This is a genomic window from Enterobacter sp. NFIX58 (assembly GCF_900110475.1).
In the GTDB taxonomy this organism is placed as follows: domain Bacteria; phylum Pseudomonadota; class Gammaproteobacteria; order Enterobacterales; family Enterobacteriaceae; genus Enterobacter; species Enterobacter quasiroggenkampii.
Genome location: NZ_FODW01000001.1, coordinates 1,211,833 through 1,234,407, shown reverse-complemented (window position 1 = coordinate 1,234,407; position 22,575 = coordinate 1,211,833). Strand labels below are relative to the sequence as shown.

The 22,575-nt window shown below is 59.6% G+C and carries 23 protein-coding genes and 1 riboswitch; of the genes, 10 read left to right on the top strand and 13 right to left on the bottom strand.

The window, feature by feature from the left end; translation table 11 throughout:
* Positions 1-78: 78 nt before the first annotated feature.
* From hpxZ to hpxW, 4 genes are read right to left on the bottom strand one after another with little or no spacing between them, the layout of a single operon-like run.
* A complete protein-coding gene (gene hpxZ, locus BMW97_RS06130) occupies positions 79-465 on the bottom strand; it encodes an oxalurate catabolism protein HpxZ (protein ID WP_008499851.1) in 387 nt (128 codons plus the stop codon).
* Positions 462-1,859 carry an AtzE family amidohydrolase gene (locus BMW97_RS06125; RefSeq protein ID WP_090392593.1) on the bottom strand — a complete coding sequence of 466 codons (1,398 nt, stop codon included), beginning with the start codon at positions 1,857-1,859 and terminating at the stop codon, positions 462-464. Before BMW97_RS06125 ends, hpxZ begins: the two co-directional genes overlap by 4 nt.
* Positions 1,856-2,044: an oxalurate catabolism protein HpxX gene (hpxX, locus tag BMW97_RS06120; protein ID WP_045908331.1), complete on the bottom strand. Its 189-nt coding sequence runs from the start codon at positions 2,042-2,044 to the stop codon at positions 1,856-1,858. Before hpxX ends, BMW97_RS06125 begins: the two co-directional genes overlap by 4 nt.
* Positions 2,045-2,054: 10 nt before the next feature.
* On the bottom strand, positions 2,055-3,638 hold the full coding sequence (hpxW, locus tag BMW97_RS06115; RefSeq protein WP_090392591.1) for an oxamate amidohydrolase: 1,584 nt from the start codon (positions 3,636-3,638) through the stop codon (positions 2,055-2,057).
* A 144-nt stretch (positions 3,639-3,782) separates the two neighbouring features.
* Between hpxW and hpxU the strand changes: the two genes are divergently transcribed.
* From hpxU to hpxK, 7 genes are all read left to right on the top strand, one after another.
* Positions 3,783-4,622 carry a MurR/RpiR family transcriptional regulator HpxU gene (hpxU, locus tag BMW97_RS06110; protein ID WP_045908329.1) on the top strand — a complete coding sequence of 280 codons (840 nt, stop codon included), beginning with the start codon at positions 3,783-3,785 and terminating at the stop codon, positions 4,620-4,622.
* A 192-nt stretch (positions 4,623-4,814) separates the two neighbouring features.
* Positions 4,815-5,597, top strand: coding sequence for a transporter substrate-binding domain-containing protein (locus BMW97_RS06105; protein WP_090392589.1), 783 nt, complete (start codon positions 4,815-4,817; stop codon positions 5,595-5,597).
* A 4-nt stretch (positions 5,598-5,601) separates the two neighbouring features.
* A complete protein-coding gene (locus BMW97_RS06100) occupies positions 5,602-6,267 on the top strand; it encodes an amino acid ABC transporter permease (protein ID WP_045908453.1) in 666 nt (221 codons plus the stop codon).
* Complete coding sequence (locus tag BMW97_RS06095) at positions 6,267-6,923, top strand: amino acid ABC transporter permease (protein ID WP_071882588.1); 657 nt, start codon at positions 6,267-6,269, stop codon at positions 6,921-6,923. The genes BMW97_RS06100 and BMW97_RS06095 overlap by 1 nt, the downstream gene beginning before the upstream one ends.
* Complete coding sequence (locus BMW97_RS06090) at positions 6,904-7,641, top strand: amino acid ABC transporter ATP-binding protein (RefSeq protein ID WP_023327069.1); 738 nt, start codon at positions 6,904-6,906, stop codon at positions 7,639-7,641. Before BMW97_RS06095 ends, BMW97_RS06090 begins: the two co-directional genes overlap by 20 nt.
* A gap of 13 nt (positions 7,642-7,654) precedes the next feature.
* Positions 7,655-8,896, top strand: a complete 1,242-nt coding sequence (locus tag BMW97_RS06085; RefSeq protein ID WP_045908327.1) for a pyridoxal-phosphate-dependent aminotransferase family protein — start codon at positions 7,655-7,657, stop codon at positions 8,894-8,896.
* Positions 8,893-10,131 (top strand): allantoate amidohydrolase, encoded by a 1,239-nt coding sequence (hpxK, locus tag BMW97_RS06080; RefSeq protein WP_045908326.1) that lies wholly within the window; start codon positions 8,893-8,895, stop codon positions 10,129-10,131. Before BMW97_RS06085 ends, hpxK begins: the two co-directional genes overlap by 4 nt.
* Here hpxK and BMW97_RS06075 read toward each other — a convergent pair.
* The 5 genes from BMW97_RS06075 to BMW97_RS06055 form a co-directional block, all read right to left on the bottom strand.
* On the bottom strand, positions 10,128-11,378 hold the full coding sequence (locus BMW97_RS06075) for an MFS transporter (protein ID WP_045908325.1): 1,251 nt from the start codon (positions 11,376-11,378) through the stop codon (positions 10,128-10,130). The genes hpxK and BMW97_RS06075 overlap by 4 nt on opposite strands.
* A gap of 48 nt (positions 11,379-11,426) precedes the next feature.
* Positions 11,427-12,983 carry an MFS transporter gene (locus BMW97_RS06070; protein ID WP_045908324.1) on the bottom strand — a complete coding sequence of 519 codons (1,557 nt, stop codon included), beginning with the start codon at positions 12,981-12,983 and terminating at the stop codon, positions 11,427-11,429.
* A 39-nt stretch (positions 12,984-13,022) separates the two neighbouring features.
* A complete protein-coding gene (locus BMW97_RS06065; RefSeq protein WP_045908323.1) occupies positions 13,023-14,387 on the bottom strand; it encodes a glycoside hydrolase family 28 protein in 1,365 nt (454 codons plus the stop codon).
* Positions 14,388-14,606: 219 nt separating this feature from the next.
* A complete protein-coding gene (locus tag BMW97_RS06060) occupies positions 14,607-16,286 on the bottom strand; it encodes a hypothetical protein (RefSeq protein WP_045908322.1) in 1,680 nt (559 codons plus the stop codon).
* Between the two features lie 163 nt (positions 16,287-16,449).
* Positions 16,450-17,451 carry a magnesium transporter gene (locus tag BMW97_RS06055; protein ID WP_090392587.1) on the bottom strand — a complete coding sequence of 334 codons (1,002 nt, stop codon included), beginning with the start codon at positions 17,449-17,451 and terminating at the stop codon, positions 16,450-16,452.
* 60 nt (positions 17,452-17,511) lie between these two features.
* A riboswitch (M-box (ykoK) riboswitch) is annotated at positions 17,512-17,681 on the bottom strand.
* 159 nt (positions 17,682-17,840) lie between these two features.
* Between BMW97_RS06055 and BMW97_RS06050 the strand changes: the two genes are divergently transcribed.
* Positions 17,841-18,344: a DedA family protein gene (locus tag BMW97_RS06050; RefSeq protein WP_045908320.1), complete on the top strand. Its 504-nt coding sequence runs from the start codon at positions 17,841-17,843 to the stop codon at positions 18,342-18,344.
* Position 18,345: 1 nt separating this feature from the next.
* On the opposite strand, the gene BMW97_RS06045 is transcribed toward BMW97_RS06050, so the two are convergent.
* Complete coding sequence (locus BMW97_RS06045) at positions 18,346-19,095, bottom strand: SDR family oxidoreductase (protein WP_045908319.1); 750 nt, start codon at positions 19,093-19,095, stop codon at positions 18,346-18,348.
* Between the two features lie 100 nt (positions 19,096-19,195).
* Between BMW97_RS06045 and BMW97_RS06040 the strand changes: the two genes are divergently transcribed.
* The gene (locus tag BMW97_RS06040; protein WP_045908318.1) at positions 19,196-19,555 is read left to right on the top strand and encodes a winged helix-turn-helix transcriptional regulator; all 360 of its coding nucleotides are present in this window, start codon (positions 19,196-19,198) and stop codon (positions 19,553-19,555) included.
* Between the two features lies 1 nt (position 19,556).
* On the opposite strand, the gene BMW97_RS06035 is transcribed toward BMW97_RS06040, so the two are convergent.
* Entirely contained in the window at positions 19,557-20,351 is a 795-nt protein-coding gene (locus tag BMW97_RS06035; protein ID WP_045908317.1) for an SDR family NAD(P)-dependent oxidoreductase, read from the bottom strand.
* Positions 20,352-20,475: 124 nt separating this feature from the next.
* Positions 20,476-20,919 carry a winged helix-turn-helix transcriptional regulator gene (locus BMW97_RS06030; RefSeq protein ID WP_045908316.1) on the bottom strand — a complete coding sequence of 148 codons (444 nt, stop codon included), beginning with the start codon at positions 20,917-20,919 and terminating at the stop codon, positions 20,476-20,478.
* A gap of 152 nt (positions 20,920-21,071) precedes the next feature.
* On the opposite strand from BMW97_RS06030, the gene agp reads away from it, so the two are divergent.
* A complete protein-coding gene (agp, locus tag BMW97_RS06025; protein WP_045908315.1) occupies positions 21,072-22,313 on the top strand; it encodes a bifunctional glucose-1-phosphatase/inositol phosphatase in 1,242 nt (413 codons plus the stop codon).
* 33 nt (positions 22,314-22,346) lie between these two features.
* Here agp and BMW97_RS06020 read toward each other — a convergent pair whose 3' ends face one another.
* Positions 22,347-22,574, bottom strand: a complete 228-nt coding sequence (locus tag BMW97_RS06020; protein ID WP_008499832.1) for a YccJ family protein — start codon at positions 22,572-22,574, stop codon at positions 22,347-22,349.
* Between the last annotated feature and the right edge of the window lies 1 nt (position 22,575).

Here is a 22,575-nt window from a genome sequence, read left to right as displayed (position 1 = left end):
CCGGCCTACAGGGCCCACATGGCATACGGGACATCGTAGGCCCGGTAAGCGCAGCGCCACCGGGCAGGTTTTTCAGCGTTACACCATCAAACTCACCTGCGCCGCCACGATGCGCCACCCGTAGGCAAACCGCACCCACGTCTGCTGCTGGCGGCCAATGCGTTCTGTGCTCTCCCGGGTAAACTCGGTGCTGCACACGGCATAATCCTCCCCGAAGGTGGTGATGACGGTGTGGCGCAGCGTCCGCTGCAGCCCGGCGGCGGGGCGCGCCGCGCGAAAGGCACGGATTTCATCAATTCCGTACAGGTTTTCCCCCGCCCCCAGCCGCACCGTGTTTTTGTCGTGCCAGAACAGCTCGTCCAGCACCGCAACGTTGTTGCTCACCAGCGCGTCCTCATAGCGGTAAAACGCGGCCGTCACCTCGGCAACCACCCACGGGAGGTTAATGTCATCGTGATTCATCATGCTGCTATCTCCGCCGGACGGGCATCGGTGATGCCGCTCTCCTCCAGAACCCGCGCGACGCGCAGGCAGGCCTGCTCGTTAAACGGCGCGGCAATCAGCTGCAGGCCGATGGGCGCGCCCTGCGCGGTGCGTAGCGGAACGGTGGTCACGGGCAGGCCCAAAAACGAAATTGGCTGGGTCAGCATCCCCATGCTGGCGCGAATGGGCAGCGGCTGACCGTTAATTTCCATGGTTTGCTCGCCTGCCAGCGTGGCGCTGCGCGGGGTGGCCGGGGCGATCAGCACGTCGGCCTGCGCGAATAAGGTTTTAAACGCCTGCCGGGCGTGAGCGCGAAACCGCTGGGCCTGAATGTACCAGGCGGAGGGGATCATCGCCCCGGCCAGCAGGCGTTCGCGGGAGTGCGGTTCAAAACGCGCTGGCTCCTGGCGAAGCGCGGGCAGGTACTGATTTCCCCCTTCGGCGGCGCTGATGATAAACGCCGCGGAACGCGCCAGCTCGGCGTCCGGGAACGCCAGTTCATCCTGCACGTCGAGCGCCTTCGCCACCCGCGCCACGGCCTCTCTGGCGTCCGCGTCGCACCAGGTGGTGAAGTAGCCGCCGAGTACCGCGCAGCGCAGGCCGTCAAGCCCGCGATCGAGCAGGGGGCGCGTCTGTTCCCGGGAGCTCTCTGCCTGAAAACCGTCGCTGGTGTCCCGTCCCTGCAGGGCGTCATATACGGACGCCAGGTCACACACGCGGCGGGCGAAGGGGCCGATATGATCCAGACTCGGGACAAACGGATGGCTTCCTGCGCGCGACAGGCGGCCAAAGGTGGGCTTCAGGCCGTAGATGCCGCACAGGGAGGCCGGAACGCGAATCGACCCGTTGGTGTCGGTGCCGAGTGAAAAGTGCACCAGCCCGGCAGCCACCGCGGCCGCTGACCCGCCGGACGACCCGCCCGCAATGCGCGCCAGGTCGTGCGGGTTACGCGTCGTGCCGTAGTGGCTGTTCTCGGTGGTAAAGCCGTAGGCGTAGGCGTCCATATTGACCATCCCGGTCAGCAGCCCGCCCGCGCTGCGCAGCTGGCGTACCGCAAAGCCGTCAGCCGCGGCGGCAGGGCGCTGGCTGAACAGCTCGGCCCCGGCGAGGGTGGTGTGACCGGCAACGTCGAACAGGTTTTTCACCGCATAAGGCACACCTGCCAGCGGCGGCAGGGGACGCTTTTCCCGTCGCAGGGTATCAATATTATCGGCTTCGGCGAGCATGCGTGCTTCCGTCACGGTGGTCCAGGCGTTGAGCTGCGGATTTACGCGCGCAATCGCCTCCAGCGTCTGTCGGGCGATCTCGTGGGCGCTCAGCTCCCCCGCGCTCAGCGCCTGCTGGATCGCGTTGATACTCATCTCGTGTAGCGTCATGCTTTATACACTCCTGCAATCTCCAGACGGTCGTCGAGCGGCAGCGCCATCAGCGGGGCGGCCATGCTGGCAATGCGGTTGAACTGCAGCTGCAGCTCGGCGCGGCGGGCGTCATCCAGCGTCACGCCGAGTACGGTTTCCATTTGCGCCAGGTACGCCTGCCAGTCGGGTTGGTGTGTCGTCATTGTTTTCTCCTCAGAATCCGGCGGCTGTGCCGTTGCTGCGCGGGTCAAATGCCCCTTCGAACAGCCCGTTGGGGTGGCGGACAATCGCGCCCTCGTGGCCCATGGCTTCACTAAAGTCAGGAAAAAGCTCCACCTCGTGACCGAGTGCCCGCAGGCGCGTGACCGTCTCGGGTGAAAAACGCCCTTCAAGCTTTAAGGTGTCCGAGGTTTGTCCCCAGGTACGTCCCAGCAGCCAGCGCGGGCGGGTAATGCTCTCCTGCAGGGGGACGCCCTGAACAACGTAGCGGGTAAAGAGCGCAGCCTGGGTTTGCGGCTGTCCGTCACCGCCCATCGATCCATACACCATCACGCGACCGTCCTTCAGACGCGCCGCCGCCGGGTTCAGGGTGTGGAACGGCTGTTTGCCCGGCGCGAGGGCCAGAAGATGGGCGGGATCGAGGCTGAAGGATGCGCCGCGGTTCTGCCAGACGATGCCGGTATTGGGCAGCACCACGCCGCTGCCGAACTCGTGATAAAGGCTCTGGATAAACGACACGGCAAGCCCGCTGCTGTCCATCACCCCCATCCACACCGTATCGCCGGGACCTTTTCCGGTTCCCCACGGCGCCGCGCGTCCGTCGTCAACCCTGTCGGCAAGCGCCTGGAGGGCGGCGGGATCCAGCAGTTGCTGAACATCGGTGTTCAGCGCGCGCGGGTCGGTGATGTGGGCATCCCGCAGGCCAAAGGCCAGCTTGGTGGCTTCCACGATACGGTGAAGAGTGTCGGCATCGTCGGCCTCCGCCATGTTCAGGCGGTCGGTAATGCCGAGTATCGCCAGCGAGACCAGCCCCTGCGTCGGCGGGGCATGGTTAAAGATCTCTCCCTGCTGATGCTTGAGCTTCAGCGGCACGGTGCGTCGGGCGGCGTGCGCGTTGAGATCGGCCAGCGTCACGGGGAGATCCAGCGTCTCCATGCCGCGCGCCAGGACTTCCGCCAGCGGGCCGCGATAAAAGCTGTCGAGACCGTCCTCCACCAGGCGCGTCAGGGTCGTGGCCATGGCGGGCTGGTAAAAGCGGCTCCCGACCTGCGGCGGCTTGCCGTCCACCAGCCAGGTTTCCGCGAAGCCGGGAACGTCCTTCAGCTCGTCGAACTTGCTGGCCGTGGCGTGGGCCTGAGAGGCCGTGACCGGCGTGCCGTTTTGCGCATAGTCAATAGCGTCGGCCAGCAGGCGGGCCAGCGGCAGCGCCTTGCCGGTCATCTCGCGCGAAACCGTCAGCGCCTCGTCCCAGCCGCTGACGGTTCCGGCGACGGTCAGCGCCGCACGGGGGCCACGATGGGGGATCTGCGTGAGCCCGTCGTAGGCGGCCAGCGTCGCGCGCGATCCCGCCGCGCCGCTGGCATTGATGGCGATGGGATCGCCTTCCGGGGGCACGATAAGCCAGAAGCCATCGCCGCCCAGCCCGTTCATATGCGGATAGACCACGGCGATGGTGGCCGCCGCCGCGACCATCGCTTCGATGGCGCTGCCGCCTTCGCGCAGCACTGCCAGCGCGCTCTGGCTGGCGAGGTGGTGGGGCGCAACCGCCATACCGTGTGTGGAGACATTACTTTGCATGAAGAGTCCTCGTAACCCTGAAAGTCACAAGGTGCTGCAAAAGCTGTTCCAGTTCTGAATAAAAAGTTTCATGCCAGTTGCCGCAGAAGCTGGCATGCTTAATGAATAATGAGCATGAGATGAAACAAACGTTACAGAGGCGTTATGGAACAGCTTGATGAACGACTGAAAGCACAATACGCGTCATTGTCGCCGCAGGAGCAGCGGGTGGCAGATTTTATTTTCGATCATTTTGACGACCTCATTAGCTACAACAGCGCCGAGCTGGCGCAGCTGAGCGGGGTATCGAAAGCCACGGTGAGCCGTCTGTTTAAGCGTCTGGGCTATGAGAAATATAAGGACATGCGCGAAGAGCTGCGCACCCTGCGCCAGAGCGGGATGCCGCTCACCGACAATCGCGATGCGGTGCAGGGCAATACGCTGCTGGCGCGCCACTATAAGCAGGAGATGGCAAACCTGACCCAGTGGGTCAATGCCCTCGACGCGCAGCAGTTTGCCGACGCCATGGCCTGCATGGTCAGGGCGCGCCGGATCGTTATTATCGGCATGCGTAACGCCTATCCGGCGGCGCTGCACCTGCGCCAGCAGCTGCTGCAGGCGCGCGGTCATGTGCTGGTGCTGCCGCAGCCGGGGCAGAGCCTGAGCGAGGAGCTGGTGGACTTAACGCCGGACGATCTGGTGGTGATGATGGCCTTCCGCCGTCGCCCGCGCATCATTCGCCCGCTGATGCAGCAGCTTCAGAGTAGCGGTATTCCGGTGCTGCTGATGTGCGAGCCGCAGGCCCACAGCCTGTTCCCGCTGGCGAGCTGGCAGCTCTGCACCCCGCTGGACAGCGTCTCCGCCTATGACAGCTATTCGTCGGTCAACAGTCTGATCAACCTGCTGGCGAACGCCTTCCTGCATGACATTCTCGATAAGGGCCGCCCGCGCATTCACGAGATTGCCTCCCTCTACCAGCAGCTGGACGAGCTGGAACAGCGATAATGGGGCATCAGGCTGGTGCTTTGCATTAAAACAGTGCAATCAGACGGGGCGTAAAAGAGCGCCCCCTTTTCGCCATTCCCCGCTTTATCAGGCTTTATGACAATATCCCCCGTTTCGCCTGACCTGGCACATTAGTTGCAAAATCACATTCAAAGAATCTTTTGTTTCATGTTAACGTTACGGGGAAGCACCATGAAAAAATTGTTGATTGCACTGGCCGGGGCAGCATGCCTCTTCACACAGCTGCCGGCAAAGGCTGACCAGCTTCAGGATATTGAGAAACGCGGCACCATCCGCATTGCCGTTCCGCAGGATTTCCCGCCGTTTGGCTCGGTGGGAACCGATCTGCAGCCGCAGGGCTATGACATCGACATGGCGCGCTATCTCGCTAAACAGATGAAGCTCAAGCTGCAGCTGGTGCCGGTGACCAGCGCCAACCGCGTGCCGTACCTGCAAACCGACAAGGTGGATCTGGTCATTTCCAGCCTGGGTAAAAACCCGGAGCGCGAGAAGGTAATCGACTTCAGCCGCGCCTACGCGCCGTTCTTCCTCGGCGTGTTTGGCCCGAAAGGGGCTGAACTGAAGGATGCCGCCGCGCTCAGCGGAAAAACCATCGGCGTGACGCGCGGGGCGGTGGAGGACATGGTGCTGACCGGCCTGGCGCCGAAAGACGCGGCCGTGAAGCGTTACGAAGACAACAACACCACGCTGTCGGCATATCTGTCCGGCCAGGTGCAGTACGTGGCGACCGGCAATCTCGTGGTGGCGGCCATTTCGCGCCAGAACGCGGCGAAAGCCCCGGTGCCGAGCTTTATGCTGAAAGACTCGCCGTGCTTCATTGGCCTGAAGAAAAACGAACCGGCCCTGAAGGCAAAAGTGGACGCGCTGATCGAGCAGGGCATTAAGGACGGCACGCTGAACGGTCTGTCTGAGCAATGGCTGAAGGCCCCGCTGCCGGCAAACCTTGGCGCCTGAGCCGATGACTGAGCAACTTGATTTTTCCGCCCTCTGGCCGCACTGGCCGGAGCTGCTGGCCGGGCTGTGGGTCACTATTCAGCTGACGGTGATGGCCACCGTCGGCGGGCTGGCAACAGGGATTATCGGGGCAGCGATCCGCAGCGGACGCACCACCTGGTACAGCCGGATCTGGGGCGGGTATGTGGAGATCATCCGCAACACGCCGTTTGTGGTGCAACTGTTTTTCATCGTCTTCGGCCTGCCGAACCTGGGTCTGAAGATGACGGCGGGGGAAGCGGCGCTGCTGGCCATGGTGGTCAACCTGGGCGCCTACAGCACCGAGATTATTCGCGCGGGCATTCAGGTCACGCCGAAAGGACAGTGGGAGGCCGGTCGCGTGCTGGGGCTGACCCGCCTGCAGACCTTTATCCGCGTGGTGCTGCCGCCTGCGCTGCAGCGCATTTATCCGGCGCTGGTGAGCCAGTGCATCATCGTGATGCTCGGCTCGTCGGTGGTGTCGCAGGTCTCCTATGAAGAGCTGACCTTCGCCGCCAACCTGATCCAGTCCAGAACGTTTTTAAGCTTTGAGGTCTATCTGGTGACCACCGGGATTTACTTAGCGCTGTCGATTACCCTGCGCCAGCTGATGATGGCGGCAGGACGGAAATGGCTGGGGGTGCAGGCATGATGACCACCTTTACCGACTGGGACATTATTCGCAATCTGCTGCTGGCCGGACGCTGGACGGTGCTGCTGTCGCTGGTGGCGTTCGTCGGCGGGGCGGTGGTAACGCTGCCGCTCCTGCTGCTGCGCCTGACGGGCGGGCGCACGGTGAAGCGCATTATCCGCGGCTATATTGAGCTGTTTCAGGGCACGCCGCTGCTGATGCAGCTGTTCCTGGCCTTCTTCGGCGTGGCGCTGTTCGGCATCGACGTTTCGCCGTGGACCGCCGCCTCGCTGGCGCTGACGTTCTACACCAGCGCATTTCTGCTCGATATCTGGTACGGCAGCATTCGCGCCCTGCCGAAAGGGCAGTGGGAAGCGTCGCGCTGTCTGGGGCTGACCTTCGGCCAGACCCTGTTTCGCGTGGTCGCCCCGCAGGCGCTGCGCATCGGCATTGCGCCGACGGTCGGCTTTGCCGTGCAGGTGATCAAAGGTACCGCGCTGGCGTCGATTATCGGTTTTGTCGAGCTGACCAAGGCCGGGACCATGCTGACCAACGTGACCTATCAGCCGTTTAAGGTCTTTGCGCTGGTGGCGCTGGGCTACTTTATTCTGTGTTATCCGCTGTCGCGCTACAGCCGCTATCTGGAGACGAAATTCAATGCCTCTCATCACCATTAATCAGGTGCAGAAGTACTACGGCGATAACCACGTGCTCAAGGGCGTCGATCTGGATATCGACATGGGCCAGGTGATCTCCATCATCGGGCGCAGCGGATCGGGCAAAAGCACGCTGCTGCGCTGCATTAACGGCCTGGAAGGCTATCAGGACGGCAGCATCAAGCTGGGCGGCATGACCATTACCGACCGGGATTCCCAGGCGCGTGAAATCAGCCGCTCGGTCGGGATGGTGTTCCAGAGCTTCAACCTGTTCCCGCATATGACGGCGCTGGAGAACGTGATGCTCGCCCCGCGCCGGGTGCTGAAAAAAAGCGCCGCCGAATGCCGTGCGCTGGCGCAGCAGATGCTGGAGAAGGTTGGCCTTGGCGATCGTCTGGATTACTACCCGTCGAGCCTCTCCGGCGGCCAGCAGCAGCGCGTGGCGATTGCCCGCGCGCTGGCGATGTCGCCGAAAGTATTGCTCTGCGACGAGATCACCTCCGCGCTTGACCCGGAGCTGGTGGGCGAAGTGCTCAAAGTGCTGGAGCAGCTGGCGGCCGAGGGGATGACGCTCATACTGGTTACCCATGAAATGAATTTTGCCCGCGAAGTGGGCGACCGCGTGGTGTTTATGCACCAGGGGAAAGTCTGGGAGCAGGGCGACAGCAAAACGCTGTTCGCCAACCCGCAGACCACGGAACTGAAGCAGTTCATCTCCTCCGTGCGCGGCCTCAACTGATAAGGACTGAACAATGGATATCGCACACTTTCCGCAAATCAACCCGCCCCAGCGTCTGCTGATGGGCCCGGGCCCGATCAACGCCGACCCGCGCGTGCTGCGCGCCATGTCGAGCCAGCTGATCGGCCAGTACGATCCGGCCATGACCCACTACATGAACGAGGTGATGGCGCTCTATCGCGGCGTATTCCGCACCGAGAACCGCTGGACGATGCTGGTGGACGGCACCTCCCGCGCGGGAATTGAATCCATTCTGGTTTCCGCCATTCGACCGGGAGATAAGGTGCTGGTGCCGGTCTTTGGCCGCTTTGGCCACCTGCTGTGCGAAATTGCCCGCCGCTGCCGTGCAGAGGTGCATACCATCGAGGTGCCGTGGGGCGAGGTGTTTACCCCGGACCAGGTCGAGGATGCGATAAAACGTATTCGTCCGCGCCTGCTGCTGACCGTGCAGGGCGACACCTCCACCACCATGCTGCAGCCGCTCGCGGAGCTGGGCGCGATCTGCCGCCGCTACGACGTGCTGTTTTACACCGACGCCACCGCGTCGCTCGGCGGTAACGCGCTGGAGACCGACGCCTGGGGGCTGGATGCCGTATCGGCCGGGATGCAGAAATGCCTCGGCGGCCCGTCGGGCACGTCGCCGATCACCCTGAGCGCGCGGATGGAAGAGGCGATCCGCCGCCGCAAGTGCGTGGAGGAGGGCATTCGCACTGACGCCCACCGCGATGGCGACGAGGAGATGATCTACTCCAACTACTTCGATCTCGGCATGGTGATGGACTACTGGGGGCCGGAGCGGCTGAACCACCACACCGAAGCAACTACCGCGCTGTTTGGCGCCCGCGAATGCGCGCGGCTGATCCTGCAGGAAGGACTGGATAACGGCATCGCGCGTCATAAGCTGCACGGCGATGCGCTGCTTAAGGGGATTCAGGCGATGGGGCTGGAGACCTTCGGCGACCTGAAGCACAAGATGAACAACGTGCTGGGCGTGGTCATTCCGCAGGGCGTCAACGGCGACCAGGTGCGTAAGCTGATGCTGGAGGATTTCGGGATTGAAATCGGCACCTCGTTTGGCCCGCTGCACGGCAAAGTGTGGCGCATTGGCACCATGGGCTATAACGCGCGCAAGGACTGCGTGATGACCACCCTGAGCGCGCTGGAGTCGGTGCTGAACTACCTCAAATTTGCCACCACGCAGGGGGCCGCCATGCAGGCCGCGTGGGACCACTATCGCCGCGAGACGCCGCAATGAGCCCGGCGGCAGAACGGGTGATGGTGCGCGCCGACGCGCTGGCCGCCATCAGCGAAACCCCGGATGCGCTGACAAGGGTCTATCTCTCCACGCAGCATCTGCAGGCCAACCAGCTGGTCGGGGAGTGGATGCGCCAGGCGGGCATGACCGTCTGGCAGGACAGCGTGGGCAACATCTGTGGACGCTACGAAGGCGCGCAGGAGGGAGCCCAGGCGGTGCTGCTTGGCTCGCATCTGGACACCGTACGCAACGCCGGGCGCTACGACGGCATGCTCGGGGTGCTTACCGCCATCGAAGTGGTGGATAGTCTACACCAGCAGGGTGTGCATCTGGCGCAGGCCATAGAGATTGTCGGCTTTGGTGACGAAGAGGGAACCCGTTTTGGGATCACCCTGCTAGGCAGCCGGGGGCTGACGGGCACCTGGCCGCAGGGCTGGCTGGAGACGTGTGATGCTCAGGGCATCAGCGTGGCGCAGGCGATGGTGCAGGCGGGGCTCGATCCTGCCCGCGTGGCGCTCGCGGCACGTCATCAGGACGATTTTAGCGCCTGCCTGGAACTGCATATCGAACAGGGACCGTGTCTGGAGCAGGAAGGGCTGGCGCTGGGCGTGGTGGAAGCCATTAACGGCGCGCGCCGCCTCAACTGCCGCTTCACCGGCGAGGCCGGGCATGCGGGTACCGTGCCGATGCATCACCGTAAGGATGCCCTGGCCGCCGCCGCCGAATGGATGGTGCTGATTGAAAACACCACCCGACAGCAGGGCGGCAACCGGGTGGCGACGGTCGGTGAACTGCGCTGCCTGCCCGGTGCGGTCAACGTCATCCCCGGCGAGGTTGCGCTCTCGCTGGATATTCGCGGCCCGCAGGATGCCCCGCTTGACGCGCTGCTCACTGAGCTGCTGGCGCAGGCGCAGGCGATTGCCGCTCGTCGCGGGCTGAGCTTCAGCGCCGAGGAGTTTTACCGGATCGCCGCCACGCCGTGTGATGCGCGTTTGCAGCACCTGCTGGGCGACGCCGTGGAATCGGTGCAGGGGCGCTCGTTATCCCTGCCCAGCGGCGCCGGGCATGACACCATCGCCCTGGCGGAACGCTGGCCGGTGGGGATGCTGTTTGTGCGCTGCAGGGGCGGGGTCAGCCACCATCCGGCGGAATCGGTGATGGCTGAGGATGTTGCTCTGGCAATTGAGGCATTTGGCCGGACGGTAAAAAAACTGGCAGGCGATGAAACGGCTTAAGCGTTCGGCCGTGCCGCCGTTTCCGGTAGACGCAGCGGTACCGTCATCAGGCTGGCGGTGAAATAGAGTACGGCTATTACCCACAATGTCCCTTCCACACCCAATGGCGCGACGCACACGGTGACGATGAAGGGGCCGGCGAAATTGCTTAGCCCCGAACCAAGGTTGAGACAGGAGATCGCCGCCCCTTTGTTTTCCGGCAGCAGCGAGGGGATCAGGGCGCTCAGCGGGCCAAACGCCCCCAGGCCGATAGCGTAAAGGGCGAGCGCCAGAAACAGGGCGAGGGTGCTGTGGCCAAACAGCACGGGGGCATAACACACCGCGATGGAGGCTACGCCGCATAGCGTACCGGAAAACCACATCACCGTTTTTCGCCAGCCCAGGCAATCGCCCAGCCAGCCAAACAGATAGCTGGCGAAAATATTCACAATATTGACCAGGCCCCAGACTGTTAGCCACTCGGCAATGCTAAAGCCAAATTGCGGTAAATAGACCGGCATCAGGATCACCAGCGAAAATTTACCGATGTCATTGATGGTTTTCACCACGACCGCCAGACGCATTTTCGGCTCTCGCACCAGGACGATAATCCCCTCCAGAAGCGCTGTTCTCAGCGGATAACCGTCCCTGAAAACGGGCCGGTCGTGGTTGAGGACCAGTGCACAAAACCCGCCGCAAAGAACAAACGCGAAGCCGCTCAACAGCGTGCCCGTTTCGCCCATGCGGGCCAGCATCATGCTGGAGTACCACGGGCCAACAATTGTCATTCCGACACCGAAGGCTATCCAGAACCAGGAGACCGCACGGCCTAAAATACGGCTTTCGCAGCGCTGGTTTATCCATACCAGAAACGAGTAGGCAAACAGCGGGTAAGCCACCCCGCGTAGCGCGTAGGTTGCGACCATGAGCGGATAGTTATTCTGGGGGAGGGCAACAAAAATAAAGGGCACCGAGCCGATAAAATAGACCACCGTCGCGATCCACATCAGCCGGCGCACCCCCAGCACGCCTGCTCCGATACCGGAAAACCAGGAGACAGCGGCAACGCACAGGCCGAAGATGGATGAGAGCAGGCTAATTTCAACAGGATCAAAGCCCCTCTGCTGCAAAAGTGAAGCCAGCCAGCTTTGTTCGATGGTCGCTCCGGTTATAAATAAAAAAACACCGATGAATCCCCAGCTAAGCTCCCGGGGTAATCCTATCCGCGCCCATATCCCTTGTTGCATCACCAGGTTATGTTCAGTCATGTTGTTCTCTTCTTCCTGCCGGGCGGGCACGGTTGCCCGCCCGGAACATCAGGCATTTTTCAGTTGTACGGTCGAACGGGATTTCATCTGGCTACGATTGACGTGGCCCACCGTGTTCTGCCCCCAGCACTGCTCGTAAGGTAAGCCGGTAAGACTTTCAATCACTGCTCTGTTTTCAGCGCTGACAGCGTCTTTCTTTCCGCCACGTTTGAGGCGTGCAACCTCCTCGTTAAGGATGGCATGAGTACGGCTGTTCACCTTGAACTGGAAGGCCGACCATATCCCCCAGAGCGTGAGCACAACGGGGAGCGCAATCATGATAATCACGATCATTGTGATGGCCGTTCCCGGCTGGTGGCTCTGCCCTGAAACGAAGCCGGAGAGTTGCAACGCAACGCCGACCAGGAAGATTGACAGCGCCTGGGAGGCTTTACGCAACAGGCTCATAAAGCCAGCAAAGATCCCTTCGCGGCGGCTGCAGGTGAGGATTTCGTCCACGTCCGCCACAAAGGTGTAGTTGTTCCACGGGATCGCGTAGATCCCCCCGCGCGCCAGACCCGCAATCCCTGCCGTCAGATAGAGCAGGGCCATACTGGTAGAACCGTTTACCCATGCCGCGCCGAAAAGGAGAAAAGCCAGAAGGGCGAGTGTTGCCTGGGTGGCGAACGCGCGTGAGGGTGAGAAACGCAGCGTGAGCCAGGTTGCTACACCGACGCCAAAGAACTGCATGCCGTTGATGGTCGCCAGGAGGTTGGAGGCCATGACCGGGGTGGTCATCAGGGCGAAGACGACAAAGTAGGTGAATACCGAATTGAAGATATCCTGGGCAACTGAGCCGCCCAGATACATCCCCAGGTGCGAGCGGAAAGTTTTTATTTTCAGCGTGGACAGGAAGTCGTAGCAGATGGCGTGAACGCGGGCGAGGAGCGGCTGCTTTTCCCCCTCGTCAACGTGACGCTCGCATTGCTCTATCTCATCAAGCGAGCGTTCCCAGGTACCGAAGTAGACAAAGAACAGGACGACCATAAATGAGAGCGTGAAGATCGCGCCGGCATAAAAGAACGAATCTGCGGAGTCTGAACCAAAATAAGCCACCAGGCGTCCCGGCAGAAAGGCGGCGGCAAATCCCGCCAGTTGGGCGATATACATACGGGCGCTGGTCAGCTTCGAACGCTTGCTAAAATCGGAGGTCATTTCTGCGGAGAGCGTATCGTAAGGGATAATAATCATCGAATAGACGATTTCGAACAGAATATAGACCAGCAGATAGATCCAGTAGTTAAACCCCTCTACCCACAGCAGGCTGTAGACCGACACCAGTGGAATACTGACCAACAAGAAGAAGCGGCGACGACCAAAACGACGGCCCAGCCGGGTTTTATGGAAGTTATCGGAGACATAGCCCATCAGCGGACACATGATGACGTCGACAATGCGCGCCACGGCAAACAGCGAGCCTGCTTCAATCGGCGTTAAGCCGCAGAAGGTGGTCAGGAAGAAGAGTAACCATGCGCTCACCAGCGTGAACGCGCCAGAGCCTATTACATCAGCAAGACCATAACAAACGTAGTTATGCAGCTTTATTTCACGTACTTTTTTTATCATTTTTATCCCCAGTGACGAAGTCGTCCAAAGGTTCCACCTTTATGCACAGGCGGCGTCGGTGATGAGGTTCTGAACGTTAAGCAGGACGGTTTTTTCCGCGTTCCAGCCTGCAGGCAAGGGCACCGGTCGGCAGAGGTGCGTGGCGCAGAGCCGCAGCCCGCTTACGCCGTTGGCGTAAAAAACGGGCATACCGCCAGGGTAGGGCTCTACCCCATGCGCACGGCCGGTAGACGGATTGATGTTGTAGGCGTTGTCCAGCCCCATTCCGGTGGGACGCGCGGGGTTGCACGGCGGACGAATATCGTAGAAGCCTTGTTCCTGCGAGTCGCTGAGGCATTGTTCAACGCAGAGACCATTAAACATGATGTCGCGAATGTTGCCCGGCGTGTCGCTGTGCAGGTTAATCGCGCCTTCAGCGTGGCCTGCAAGGTTACTGAAAATGACGTTTTCGATGGCGCCAGGCTGAACCTCTGGCGCACGGTGGCGTACCGAAATATAGATCGGATCGGCTTTTCCCCAGTGACAGGGATGGCCGTGACGGCAGTCAAACAGAATATTGCTGAACACCAGCCGTTGAAAACGCCCCCCATCGCGTGAGACCAGCCCAATCCCCCGGTTGGACTCAAAAATCGTGCAGTTGTTGACGGTGATGTTCTCAATATCGGCAAAGGTTTCCGTACCGATTTTGATGGCGCAGCTTTTGGAACGTACAATACAGTTGTTCACCGTTACGTTACGAATGGGCTGCTGTAGCGGCGCGGGTTTCCGGGTGGTTTTCAGGCAAATCCCGTCGTCGGCGGCGCTGAAGTAGCTGTCGCTGATATGGACGTGCTGGCAACTGTCGATATCGAGCGCATCGGTGTTGGCGAGCGCCAGGTCATTATCAATGGTGATGTTCCGGACAAAAACGTGGTTGCAGCTCACCAGGTGAGCGGTCCACATCGGCGAGTTATGCAGGGTAATATCCTGCAGGCGTACCTGTTCGCAGCCTTCAAACACCACCAGTCGCGGGCGCTGTGATTTAGGCTGGCGATAGCCCTGGTCATCCGCATCTGATGAAAACCAGCTTGCGGCGTCTCCATCAATTTTTCCTTCTCCACTCAGGGTGATGTGCTGCTCGCCACGGGCGTAAAGGAGCGCCATGTTTGACATTTCTGCGAGCGTCACCGTCTCCGAATGCTGGTAATCGGCAGGGTTTGCGCTGGCGCGCAGGCAGGCACCGGCTTCCAGATGCAGGGTAAAATGAGAGGGTAAAACCAGCGTACCGGTGAGCCAGATGCCGGGCGTCACGACCAGCGTTCCGCCCCCGGCGGAGGCTATCTCATCGATAAGCTGTTGCAGTTGCGTCGTCAGTACCGTATTGCCACTGCGGTCGAGTGGCGCATTGTCTAAAGAAATTTTCATCGTCATTCCTGTTCATCAACATGATGACCAGGATTTAACGCGTTTTTACCGTCGCCGGAGTGCGCAGAAAAGGTGCTTCTTGACGTAACGGTGAAGCACTTCACGTTTGATTTCTGGAGGACAATTAATTATTGAAAATTGTCACATTTCGCGCTTTTTCAGACCGAAAGGGTGTTGCAAAAAAGAGAAATCGTGGTTGTCAGGGACGCGGGTGAGGGGTTATGAACGCCCTCTCAGCGACGTTAATTCATGGCTCAGACTGTCAGCCAGCGCACGTACCCGCGAGGCATCAAATAACACATGCAGACCGGGTGAGGCGTCAGCGTGTTTCTGGCAGTAATCCTCCATTTCACAGGCACATCGATAAAGCTCCTGAATATTGATATGGCTAATCTCCTGCATACTCCAGCTGTTCTCGACCTCACGGGCATAGCGCAGCGTAAAGAACGCCTTTTGCGCATGTAAAAAGAGACGACAATAGAGGGTAAAGCCCTGCCACTCTTCATACCAGCGACGTTCAAGCGAGTGGGGAAACGCGGCGCGTTTTACGAAATGCAGTGCCGCTTCCTGAAGCGCGGCGGCAGCGTTGCCCGCCTCGTCTTTCTCCCTTGCGATACGTGACAGGCAAGCGGCGGACGTTTCTGGATCGTTGCGATCGAAGGTGATTGTCCGTTCTGATCCGGGCAGCCAGTAATTGCGGTTTAGCTGGCCGTAAAGGCTCCACACCGCCTGGCCATAGCTTTCGGGTACCTGGCTGTGACGATGGAAAACGTGCTTGCGGACATAAATAGCGCTGTATAACACCTGTCCCGCTTGCTCAAGCAGGGAACAAAATGTCTCAAAGGTCTGCTCGTCGGGTTGCCAGCCATAGCTTTCGTGTAGCCAGTCGGTCATCAGCTGCGCTTTCGTCAGCGTTGTCCCCTCGTTGCTTAGCATTCTGCTGCAGGCCACCAGATTACATTCGCTGAGCGTACCCATGATCCAATGGTTATCCAGACTTTCCCAGCTCACTTTGCATACCGCGCCAGTGATGGCCGGGTTACTGCGACACCAGAGCAACCGCCCCTGGAGTTCATCAATACGCGGGAATGGAAAGATGCCCCAGCCAACCTCTTCCCCGACCAGGTCGATCTCTGTCCAGACCTCGCGCTCCCGAACCTCCAGCAGTGCGGGGTTATTAGGAAAGGATGGCCAGAAACGTTCGGGGGTGAGCTTGATCGAGACGCTGACGCTCGCCGGTAAGGGACGGATGGCCTCCAGCACGTTGCCAAGATCGTGGTTATCCGCCGGAAATACACGCAGCACCAGATGTTTATTTTCCTGCTGCATCACGCGGGAGAGGGCAGTGAAGCAGCAGCTATAAATCATGAAGCTGCGATCGTCGCGTTGTAACGGGGCGGGTTTTTCCGTTGATGGCTGCTCCCAACTCGGGCGTGAAACTGGCAGCAATCCGTCGGTACTAGAAATCGCAATCATCAGGCCGCTGAGAGACGGAATGCGCTGGCAGATCTGCGAAATCTTATCCGCAAGGTAACTGCACCAGAAGTCCACGTCGAAGCGTACACCTTGGTTGGGATCAAACAGGTGCGGATGGGAAAGCAAGAGATCGGTTGGAAAGTTGAGCTCTTTGGCCTGGAGGTAAAATCGCAGCCCCTGACGTCGGCACAGCTGGCCCAGGCGGTTGAGATAAACGCAGCGCGCCCGCTGCTGGCTGGATAAGCGGTCATTGTAGTGATGTGGCGTATACCCTTTCGGTGTGGCAAGCAGATTAAAGAGGTCAGCCTGCCCGACAATGAGGGTATTGAAGCCATGGGCTACAGCCCACTCCACCAGTTCACCGGTTTTATTCCAGTCCCAGTAAGCCTGGGTATTCAGTTCTACCGCTCGCGTCTGCCACATATCCCTATCCATTCGTCCGACGAAAACAGGGTTACTATCTCGCTTTATTTATGCTTTTCGCAAGCAGAGCAATACGTTCCGGAATTTATAAAGACGAACTGACCGCTCAGTTCGTCAGTAAGGTGTTTTCAACCTCCAGTGGGAGGTTGAGGCGCGCGATCGTTCACTCCAGCCCCAGCGTATATTGCGCAATCTTAAAGTAGATAATCAGCCCGGTACCGTCGATAAGCGTCGCGATAAACGGCGCGGAGACGACCGCCGGGTCAATGCCGCAGCGCTTGAGCACCATGGGAATGACGGACGAGACAATGGCGCTCCACAGCGTAATGCAGAACAGCGTCAGGCTGACGATGAGCGTAATTTCCAGCCCTATTCCCATCATCCAGGCGCGGATGCACCCGGCAAGACCCAGCGTGGTGGCAATCATCAGCGAGGTGGTCATCTCTTTACGCAGCACGCGGCCCACGTCGCGCAGACGCACTTCTCCCAGCGCCATGGCGCGCACCAGCGTGGAGGTGATCTGCGTCCCGCTGTTGCCGCCCGTGCCGATCAGCAGCGGAATGAAGAACGCCAGCGCGATGGCGGACTCCAGCGCCTCTTCAAAATGCTGAATAACCGAGCTGGTGTAGGCTTCGGCGACAAACAGCAGCAGCAGCCAGACGGAGCGTTTTTTCCACAGGCTATACGGGCTGGTCTCCAGATAAGGCTTCTCCAGGGGGAGCGTCGCCCCCTGAAGCTGGGCATCTTCGGTGACGTCATCTTCCAGCAGATGGGCGATTTCGCGCTCGGTCAGGCAGCCGACGAGCTTGCCGTGGGTGACCACGGGCACCACATCCGCGCCGCCGTGCGCCAGCAGTCCGGCAACATCGGCACGTTCATCCTCCGGTTTGACCTGCAAAAACTGCGAAATCATCAGCGATTTCAGTGGCTGCACCGTATCGGTGGTCTGCAGCAATTTGCGCACGGCAACCATCCCCGCCAGGCGGCCATGGTCTTCGATAAAAATATGCGACGGAATATCATCGTCTTTTAATTTTTCGAAGAATTGCTCGCGCGCCAGCGCCACGCATAATGCCATATCGAGGACGATAAAATCGGTATTCATATATTGCGCGATCGCGCTGTCATTGAATGCCAGGTTTTGGTTGTGAATAGCGTAAGACATAGTGAATTCCCTTTGAATAATAAAATCTCTCAGGGGCGAGCAAGACAGGGCATGTCGAAGAGGAGATCCCCACGTCCTGGGTTCAGCACTGTACACCGTATCCCGCGAGGGAAGTTATACTGACAAAGCCTTGATTCGACAGTGCCTGTTTTACCCTGTGTCGATTCTCTCGAACCTACCAGAGCGATAACGTGTATTTGTACAGGAGCCTCGCCATAACGAGATCGTTGTAAAACAAGAGGAATAATACGCTTATTTAACGTTACCGCTCAGGAATTTAAAAAATGTTTAAGAACGGTTTAGGAGAATATTATTAATGGAATGTTGAGGGTTTATTTAAGGTTATTCATTTTAAATGGAGAATTAAATAATTAACGGGGGAGGGGAAAATGGCGTGGCTTGATAATCTGCTGAATCATTTTGCGCTGTATCCGGCACATCTGTTCGCGCTGTTATTTATGATGGCGCTGAGCAAGTCGACGGTGCTGATCTCCTCCGTGTTGCCGCCCGCCTCGGTCATGCTGCTGGCGGGCATTACCGTCAGCCAGGCAAGCATGCATCCTGCCCTGGCGTGGCTGGCCGTGGTGATGGGGGCAACGGCGGGCTCGGCGCTGAACTACCACTTAGGGCAGCGGATGGGGCACACGCGCTGGATGACCCGCTTCACGGAAAAACACGCCGGTAAATTTCTGCGGGTGCAGCATCAGCTACAAAAAAACGGGGTGCTGGTGCTGTTCACCGCGCGCTTCCTGGCGGTACTGCGCTACATCGTGCCGCTGGCGGCAGGCATGCTCAGGCTGAACGTGGTGAAAGTTTACGGCGTGAGCCTGGCCTCTGCCGCCGTATGGGCGGCGCTGTATGTCGGCATCGTCACCGGCATCAGCGCCTTTTGAGTTACAGGCTCCCCATTCCGCCGTCCACCAGCAGTTCTGTTCCTACCGTGTAGCTCGACTCGTCGGAGGCGAGATAGAGCGCGGCTTTTGCCAGCTCCGTCGTCGAGCCCATTCTGCCCAGCGGCACCAGCGTGATGATCTCCGCCATCATTGCGTTAAGCGCCTCTTCACTTAAGCCCGTTTTCGTAAAGGCCGGGGTTTCCACCGGACCGGGGCTCAGGCCGTTGACGCGGATCCCGCGCGGCAGCAGTTCCGCCGACAGCGTGCGCGCCAGCGACAGCAGGGCGGCCTTGCTCGCGGCATACACGCTGCTGGTGGGCAGGCCGATGCGCGCGCTCACGGAGCCGCAGAGGATCACCGACGACGGGTTATTCAGCAACGGCAGCAGCGCCTGGATTAAAAAGAATGGTCCCTTCAGGTTGATGTTCATCAGACGGTCCCAGGTCTCTTCCTGCCAGGCTTCCAGCGGCGCGTGCGTCACGTCGCCGGCGTTGAGAAAGACCGCGTCCAGGCGTGGCCAGCGGGCGGCGAGGGTTGCCGCCAGCGCTTTTTGCGACGCGATATCGCCCGCATCGGTTGGGATCACCCAGGCCTTATCGCCCAGAATGCGCTCTGCTTCGGCGAGGGTGTCCGGGTTGCGTCCGGTCACGGCGACGTGCGCCCCTTCGGCGATAAATGCCTGCGCGGTGGCGAGACCGATACCGCTGGTGCCGCCGGTAATCAACGTATACTTATCGGTTAAACGACCCATGTTCTTCTCCTGAAATGTCACTGGAGAAAGCACTATAGAAACGTTAGTATCGAAAGGAAACCAGGTACCAAATGGATACTAAAGAGGCAAGAGGTGTGCTATGGCTGAAATGCTGGAGGAGTGCTGTGAAAAAAAATCTGAGGCCTATACCTGCCCGATGACGCAGTTTGTAAACCTGATTTCCGGCAAATGGGCGATCCCGATCCTCTATCGTCTTATTGTGATTAACACGCCTGTCCGCTTTGGCGATCTGCTGCGGGCGGCTGCCCCCATCACCCAGAAAGAGCTGACGAAGCAGCTGCGCCTGTTTGAACAGCGCGGGCTGGTGACGCGGACGGTCTACCCTGAGATCCCGCCGCGCGTGGAGTATCAGATTACCGGGCTGGGGTTAACCCTGCAGGATGCGCTCGCGCCGCTGGCCGCCTGGATGAGCGAGTACGGCGACCAGCTTCAGCGTTAGGCTACTGTTTTACGTAGCGCGGTGCCGGGATGCCGGTGCGCGCGCTGCTAAACAGCTCAAGGCGCGCCGCTTCGTAGCGGTCCCACAGGCCTGCATCATGCATCGGCGGGATGGTGATCGGTTCGCCCTGATCCAGACCCGCCAGCGACGCATCCACCATATCGTCGGTGGTCATTACCGATCCTTCCGGCAGATCGTCCACCGTGACGCCTGAATGGCTCCAGATCTCCGTTGCGGTAGCGGCGGGCAGTACGGCCTGAATGCGCACGCTGCTGTCGGCAAATTCTTCCTGTAGCCCACGGGTAAAGCTCAATACCCACGCCTTAGTGGCACTGTAGAGTGCGCTGCCCGCCCGGACGTGCAGCGCCAGCACGGACGCGATATTGATCAGCGTGCCGCGATTGTTCTGTGCCAGGCGCGGCAGGATGGCGTAGGTCAGACGCATCAGCGCCGTGGTGTTCAGGGTGTTAATGGCCTGATGCTGCGCCACCTCGCCCGCGAGGAACGGTGCCATCTGCGCGGTGCCCGCGTTGTTAATCAGCGTATCAATGGCGGTATTGCTGCGCAGTTCATCTTCCACCGCCCGGATCCCGGCTTCATCGGTGAGATCGGCCACCAGAATATCGACGGCCACGCCATAGCGTGCGCGCAGGTCGGCGGCGAGGGCTTTCAGGCGATCCTCGCGGCGGGCGACCAGGACCAGGTTAGCACCGCGCGCGGCAAGGCGATCGGCATAGACGGCACCGATCCCGGAAGAGGCACCCGTAATCAGGGCGGTGGTGATTTGCGTAGTCATCGTGCATTACCTCAGGCAAAGTGGGGTATTTGGTTTCAATATGAAACTGAATTAACTCTCGGTCATTTGGTTTTATAATGCAACCATATTGGCGATCATTTTGTGCTTTTGCCGTCGGGAACGGTCAGGAGGGGAGTTTAGCCACGATCTCTTCAGGCGTCAGTTCGCGGCCATCGTCGGCGATAAGCGCCAGTTTACGCAGGGGTTTGCGCTGTTCGCTATCGACCAGCACGGTGCCGCATTCGTTTTCCGCGAACAAAAATTCATTGCCCCACTGGGACAGGGCAACCAGCACGGTTTGCAGGGCGCGTCCCTTGTCGGTCAGGACGTATTCCTGCCAGGCGCTGCCGTCGGAGGCGGGCTGAAGCCGGAGAATGCCTTCGTCTACCAGCAGCTTGAGCCGCGTGGTCAGCATGTTTTTCGCGATACCGAGGCTTTTCTGAAACTCGCCGAAGCGTTTAATCCCCCGGAGCGCGTCGCGGACGATCAGCAGCGACCACCAGTCGCCGATGATATCCAGCGAACGGGCGACGGGGCAGGTGCTCTCTTCAAGGCGGGTACGTTTCACAGCGAATTCTCCGGTGGGGTATGGTTTTATTATAAAACTAATCCGTACACACCGTAAGCACGTTAATCATCAGTTTGAGAAATGCTTCCCGGAAAATTGTGACGAATCTGTCACACTGAGCGCGACATTTTAAAACGAGTGAGGAATTAGGGATGAGAAAAGCACTACTCGCGCTGGCAGTCGCCGGTTCCATTTCAGCAACGTTTGGCGTGCAGGCGCAAGAGACGCCGGAAGGGTATCAGCTGGAGCAAGTTTTAATCATGAGTCGCCATAACCTGCGCGCGCCGCTGGCTAACAACGGCAGCGTGCTGGAGCAGTCCACGCCGAAGCAGTGGCCGGAGTGGGAGGTGCCGGGCGGTCAGCTCACAACCAAAGGGGGCGTGCTGGAGGTCTATATGGGCCATTACATGCGCGAGTGGCTGGCGCAGCAGGGGATGGTGAAGACGGGAGAATGTCCACCGGCGGAGAGCGTTTACGCCTATGCTAACAGCCTGCAGCGCACCGTCGCCACTGCGCAATTCTTTATCACCGGCGCGTTCCCTGGCTGCGATGTGCCCGTGCACCACCAGGAAAAAATGGGCACCATGGATCCGACATTTAATCCGGTGATCACCGATAATTCGCCGGAATTCCGCGAAAAAGCGCTGAAGGCGATGGAGGCGGAACGGCAGAAAATGCAGCTTGGCGAAAGCTATAAGCTGCTGGAGCAGATGACGAACTACGCCGACTCGCCGTCCTGCAAAGAGAAAAAGGTCTGCTCGCTGGCGGACGCGAAAGATACCTTCAGCGCTGACTATGAAAAAGAGCCTGGCGTATCCGGGCCGCTGAAGGTGGGCAACTCGCTGGTGGATGCGTTCACGCTGCAGTATTACGAAGGCTTCCCGGCCGACCAGGTCGCCTGGGGAGAAATCAAAACCGACCAGCAGTGGCGCGTGCTGTCGAAGCTGAAGAACGGCTATCAGGACTCGCTGTTTACCTCCACCGAGGTGGCGCAAAACGTGGCGAAACCGCTGGTGAAATATATCGATAAAACGCTGGTTACCGACCAGGCGAAAGCGCCGAAAATCACCCTGCTGGTGGGGCATGATTCGAACATTGCTTCCCTGCTTACCGCCCTCGATTTCAAACCGTATCAGCTGCACGATCAGCAGGAACGTACCCCGATCGGCGGCAAGATTGTCTTCCAGCGCTGGCATGACAAAAATGCCAACCAGGAGCTGATGAAAATTGAGTATGTCTACCAGAGCGCAGAGCAGTTGCGCAACGCCAGCGTGTTGTCGCTGCAGTCTCCGGCACAGCGCGTGACGCTGGAGCTCAAGGGCTGCCCGGTGGATGCGAACGGCTTCTGTCCTGTTGATAAATTCAATGCGGTGATGAATAACGCGGCGAAGTAAGAGAGAACCCCCCGCTGCGGCGGGGGGAAACGCTTAGACGTTTTTACGTTCGATGGTTTGCTCACCCCAGAAGAGCGAGTCTTTGTCCGTTTTTTCGAAGGCGCGCACCAGCACCTCATCGTTACCTTCCTCCCAAATCTGCTCGGCCAGCTTTTCATCGTATTTCGCGACTTCAAAGATAGCTTCGGCAATCTCCGGAGAGGTGTTGCGTAAACTTGCCCATTCGCCCACGTGGTGAGCTTTGGATTCTTGAGTTGGCATG